The organism is Luteibacter sp. P4_D7_3 (assembly GCF_056401735.1).
This window is the reverse complement of record NZ_JBFUIT010000391.1, coordinates 1-3,306: the sequence shown is the minus strand read 5'-3', so window position 1 is coordinate 3,306 and position 3,306 is coordinate 1. Positions and strand designations below refer to the sequence as shown.

The window sequence follows — 3,306 nt, the reverse complement described above, 5'->3', positions numbered from 1 at the left end:
GGCGTGATTGGTGCGTTCATATCGAAAACGTTGAAAGGCGAAGATATAGAAATCTGGGGTGACGGTTCTGTTGTCCGTGATTATATTTATATCGACGATGTCGTCGAGGCACTGCTGAAATCAATTCAGTACACTGGAAATTCTCGGGTTTTTAATATTGGAAGCTGCATTGGGGTAACGCTCAACGATATTGTAGCCGTACTCACAGAGCTTATGCCTGAAAAACCTCGTTTGATTTATAAAGAAGCGCGAGGCGTAGACGTAGCCAAGAGTATCCTGGATTGTTCTTTGGCCAAGCGCGAATTAATTTGGCAGCCGTATAATGATTTGCGAAGTGGAATATCGAAAACATTGTCCTGGTTTCATAGAGATGACGGTGTGATCTGAATTTCATGGAGTATACGGAAATACGCTGGAATTAGAGTTCCATTTTCAGTTTATCAATGAGTTAATATTTATGATAATTTCACCCAACGTTGCAGTCATTATCCCTTGTTATAAAGTTCGCGATCATATTCTCGGTGTGATTGAAGGTATCGGCGCGGAAATCGGCAAGATTTATGTCGTCGATGATTGCTGCCCGGACCACTCTGGCAATTACGTTCGAGATAATTGCCATGACGACCGGGTTGTCGTATTGCGGCATGAGGTCAACCAAGGCGTTGGCGGTGCGGTCATGRCCGGCTACCAGGCTGGCATTAATGACGGGATGGAAATCCTGGTAAAGGTCGATGGAGATGGGCAGATGGACCCTTCATTGATCCCTCGATTTATCGCTCCCATTGCCGCCGGTGAAGCTGATTACACGAAAGGCAACCGTTTTTTTGATCTGGAAGAGATCCAGGCCATGCCAAAGATTCGGTTATTTGGTAACGCCGTTCTTTCCTTCATGACCAAACTGTCATCGGGATACTGGGATTTGTTTGATCCAACGAACGGTTTTACTGCGATACATCGAGACGCGGCCAAACATTTGCCTTTTAGTAAAATCAGCAAACGTTATTTTTTCGAGACGGATATGCTTTTTCGCCTTAACACACTTCGTGCGGTGGCGGTCGATATCCCTATGGATGCCAAGTATGGAGATGAGGTCAGTAACCTGAAAATCTCTAAGATCGTAGGCGAGTTTTTCACCAAGCATGTGCGAAATTTTACCAAAAGGATATTCTACAACTATTATCTGCGAGATATGTCGGTTGCATCCCTTGAGTTACCTGCAGGTTTGGCAATGCTGCTGTTCGGTACTCTTTTTGGTGCGAGTCACTGGCTTTCGTCTATTGAAACAGGTGCTGCTACGCCTGCTGGCACGATCATGCTTTCTGCTATCCCTATCATCGTAGGCATACAGTTTGTTCTTGCATTTCTTGCTTACGATATATCGTCAGTTCCTAGACGTGTTCTGCACAGTAAAATTCGATGAAAGATTATAACGAGCCTAAGTCCATGACTTTACTTCAAGTTGCACTGATACTGTTGACGGTTTTCGCGCTGGCATCTGGGCAGATTTTATTTAAGCTTGCCGCCACAAGTTTTACTTATGACTCGGCAAATATTATTGGCAGTTTTTTGAATATCAAGCTGATTGTCGCTTTGCTTGTTTACGCGGTGGCTACAGTTATGTGGCTGGTGGTTCTTCGATCAATGCCTTTGCGGTTGGCATACCCGTTTGTTGCATTGGCATTCGTCATAGTTCCCGTGATGGCTCACTATTTGTTGGGCGAGGCGATTGGTTGGAAAACTTTTGCTGGTGCGGGCTTAATCGGTATCGGTGTCTGGATCTCTATTCTGGAATGATAGCGAGTTCGCAGTCCCGGGGGGATTCTCGGGTTCACATGCTCGAAGACTGATTCGCATTTGTAGATGGGTGATTAAATGAGTATTTTTTTACGCGACAGAGATTTTATACCGGCAGTAGGAGGGCTGATAAAAAAGAGTGAAGCGGGATCATCCAGTCTTGCCAGGTACTTGTTGGTTGGAGTGCTGTCCATCGCTTACTACTTAATGTTTCATGGCCCAGCCAATTTGCATGACATCTCCCACTATTTGGTGTCCGGTGTAGCGATGGCGCGGGATCACGCCAACTTTATATATCCTTATTCATCAATGGACCCTCAAGGCGGCGGGTCCGCCTACGGGTATTTTCAAGAGAATTCGCAACTTATAGACTTGTCAAAAAGTTATCCGTCGAAACTATACTCTGGCTTGTTTTCGCTTTGGTACCTGGTTTTTGGCAACATGCGGTTCTACGTACCCCACCTAGTATCGCTTTCTATTATAGTTATATCGAATCTGTTTTTATTTGCAATAGCACGGCACTTCTTTCTCGGGCTTAAGCAAGTGCTTTTCGTTATTTGCGTCACTTTCACGCCAGTTGTGGTCACGGCGATGAATCCGGCTAATGATACCTTTGCGTACTTTTCAAGTGTTTTGGTTCTGTGGTGTTGTTTTTGCACAAGACTAAGCCCACTTAGCATTGGTCTGATTGTCGGCAGCTTTTCTCACTTTCGCTCCCAGATTATTTTCTTTGTTTTTATACTGCCTATATTGTTTATATGGCTAAGCGATCGAAAGTCAGCTTTGAAAGTTGGCATTGAATCGGTGGTAGGCGTTCTCACTAGCTACATAGTGATCGGTATGCTTCTAAAATTGCCGATCACAGCCGAGGAAGTTTCAGGAGGGGGGCTGGACTTCTATATAAAGTTTTTTCTTGCCAGTTTCTATGGTCCTTCGGATGTGGCGATCATCGCTGAACAGTTTGTCCGCAATTTGGTAAACTTGGGTGATAAGAACTATCTGTATATATTTTTATTTACCGGAGTTCTCACGCTCTTTGTTAAAGAAAATGTTTTGCCAAAAACATTAGCCTTCAGCGCTTTGCTGCTGGTTTCTTTTCCCTTGTGCATATACAGTCTGGATCGTTACTCTCCTCCGCATACTCGATATTACGTAGGCGCGATTCCGTTCCTCGTGCTTTCATGGTTTTTGTTATTGGAGAGTTGCAAGTCTGTAAAGTCCAATCTTATGTCTGCGGTAACGGCCTTGTTCTTACTTACTGCATGGTATAATGTCAACGGTTTTCCGTTGAAAAACATTGCATCGGTTGACGTCATTAAAAGCCGAGTAGACTTTCTGGACTTCCCCGGTGCCGAAAAAGCATTGGCTGAGCAATTTGACGATTCTGATTTGCTAATCACAAATCACGCGTTGCCTTCTGGCTTGTCAAATTTAAAGAGCTTTATACCTTATCCCGCTTTCAGTGAGTTCAAGCAGGGAGATAACAAGGAAATTAATGGGTTGKTTTTCGTT

At 44.2% G+C, this 3,306-nt stretch carries 4 protein-coding genes; all 4 read left to right on the top strand.

The features are described 5' to 3' along the window. Positions 1 to 387, top strand: a 387-nt coding sequence (locus AC1DSN_RS20375; protein WP_477332507.1) for an NAD-dependent epimerase/dehydratase family protein, incomplete at its 5' end; no start/stop codon positions are given. A 70-nt stretch (positions 388 to 457) separates the two neighbouring features. Continuing rightward, positions 458 to 1,420, top strand: a complete 963-nt coding sequence (locus tag AC1DSN_RS20370) for a glycosyltransferase family 2 protein (RefSeq protein ID WP_477332505.1) — start codon at positions 458 to 460, stop codon at positions 1,418 to 1,420. A 23-nt stretch (positions 1,421 to 1,443) separates the two neighbouring features. Further along, positions 1,444 to 1,794: a DMT family transporter gene (locus AC1DSN_RS20365; protein ID WP_477332503.1), complete on the top strand. Its 351-nt coding sequence runs from the start codon at positions 1,444 to 1,446 to the stop codon at positions 1,792 to 1,794. Between the two features lie 78 nt (positions 1,795 to 1,872). Beyond that, the coding region (locus tag AC1DSN_RS20360; protein WP_477332501.1) for a hypothetical protein at positions 1,873 to 3,306 on the top strand (1,434 nt) is incomplete at its 3' end.